Origin of the sequence: Gordonia sp. NPDC057258, from assembly GCF_042668985.1 — a bacterium.
GTDB classification, from domain to species: Bacteria; Actinomycetota; Actinomycetes; order Mycobacteriales; family Mycobacteriaceae; genus Gordonia; species Gordonia hongkongensis.
Map to the genome: position 1 here is coordinate 1 of NZ_JBHUXZ010000077.1, position 1,977 is coordinate 1,977.

The 1,977-nt window shown below is 56.1% G+C and carries 1 rRNA gene; it reads right to left on the minus strand.

Features of this window, described 5'->3' with window-relative positions:
• Positions 1 to 1,977 (minus strand): 23S ribosomal RNA (locus ACFUEJ_RS24140); the annotation flags it as partial.

The following is a 1,977-nucleotide window of genomic DNA, read 5'->3' on the forward strand; positions in this document are numbered from 1 at the left end:
GAGCCGACATCGAGGTGCCAAACCATCCCGTCGATATGGACTCTTGGGGAAGATCAGCCTGTTATCCCCGGGGTACCTTTTATCCGTTGAGCGACGGCGCTTCCACAAGCCACCGCCGGATCACTAGTCCCGACTTTCGTCCCTGCTCGACCCGTCGGTCTCACAGTCAAGCTCCCTTGTGCACTTACACTCAACACCTGATTACCAACCAGGCTGAGGGAACCTTTGGGCGCCTCCGTTACTCTTTAGGAGGCAACCGCCCCAGTTAAACTACCCATCAGACACTGTCCCTGATCCGGATCACGGACCCAGGTTAGACATCCAGCACGACCAGAGTGGTATTTCAACGACGACTCCACAACCACTGGCGTGGCTGCTTCAAAGTCTCCCACCTATCCTACACAAGCCGAACCGAACACCAATATCAAACTGTAGTAAAGGTCCCGGGGTCTTTCCGTCCTGCTGCGCGAAACGAGCATCTTTACTCGTAATGCAATTTCACCGGGCCTATGGTTGAGACAGTCGAGAAGTCGTTACGCCATTCGTGCAGGTCGGAACTTACCCGACAAGGAATTTCGCTACCTTAGGATGGTTATAGTTACCACCGCCGTTTACTGGCGCTTAAGTTCTCAGCTTCGCCACACCGAAATGTGACTAACCGGTCCCCTTAACGTTCCAGCACCGGGCAGGCGTCAGTCCGTATACATCGCCTTACGGCTTCGCACGGACCTGTGTTTTTAGTAAACAGTCGCTTCTCGCTGGTCTCTGCGGCCACCCCCAGCTCAGGAAGCAAGTTCCCTCACCAGGTGTGGCCCCCCTTCTCCCGAAGTTACGGGGGCATTTTGCCGAGTTCCTTAACCATAGTTCACCCGAACGCCTCGGTATTCTCTACCTGACCACCTGAGTCGGTTTAGGGTACGGGCCGCCATGAAACTCGCTAGAGGCTTTTCTCGACAGCATAGGATCATCCACTTCACCACAATCGGCTCGGCATCAGGTCTCAGCCTCAATGAACAGCGGATTTACCTACCGTCCGGCCTACACCCTTACCCCGGGACAACCACCGCCCGGGATGGACTACCTTCCTGCGTCACCCCATCACTCACCTACTACCAGCTCGGGCCACCGGCTCCACCACTTTCCATTCCCCGAAGGGTCCGGAACGGCTTCACGGGCTTAGCATCACTGGATTCAATGTTTGACGCTTCACAGCGGGTACCGGAATATCAACCGGTTATCCATCGACTACGCCTGTCGGCCTCGCCTTAGGTCCCGACTTACCCTGGGCAGATCAGCTTGACCCAGGAACCCTTAGTCAATCGGCGCACACGTTTCTCACGTGTGAATCGCTACTCATGCCTGCATTCTCACTCGTGAACCGTCCACAACTAGCTTCCGCTGCTGCTTCACCCGGCACACGACGCTCCCCTACCCATCACAGCCGGCGTTGGCCCTATTGCTGCAATGACACGACTTCGGCGGTACGCTTGAGCCCCGCTACATTGTCGGCGCGGAATCACTAGACCAGTGAGCTATTACGCACTCTTTCAAGGGTGGCTGCTTCTAAGCCAACCTCCTGGTTGTCTCTGCGACTCCACATCCTTTCCCACTTAGCGTACGCTTAGGGGCCTTAGTCGATGCTCTGGGCTGTTTCCCTCTCGACCATGGAGCTTATCCCCCACAGTCTCACTGCCGCGCTCTCACTTACCGGCATTCGGAGTTTGGCTAAGGTCAGTAACCCGGTAGGGCCCATCGCCTATCCAGTGCTCTACCTCCGGCAAGAAACACACGACGCTGCACCTAAATGCATTTCGGGGAGAACCAGCTATCACGGAGTTTGATTGGCCTTTCACCCCTAACCACAGGTCATCCCCCAGGTTTTCAACCCTGGTGGGTTCGGTCCTCCACGAAGTCTTACCTCCGCTTCAACCTGCCCATGGCTAGATCACTCCGCTTCGGGTCTTGAGCGTGCTACTC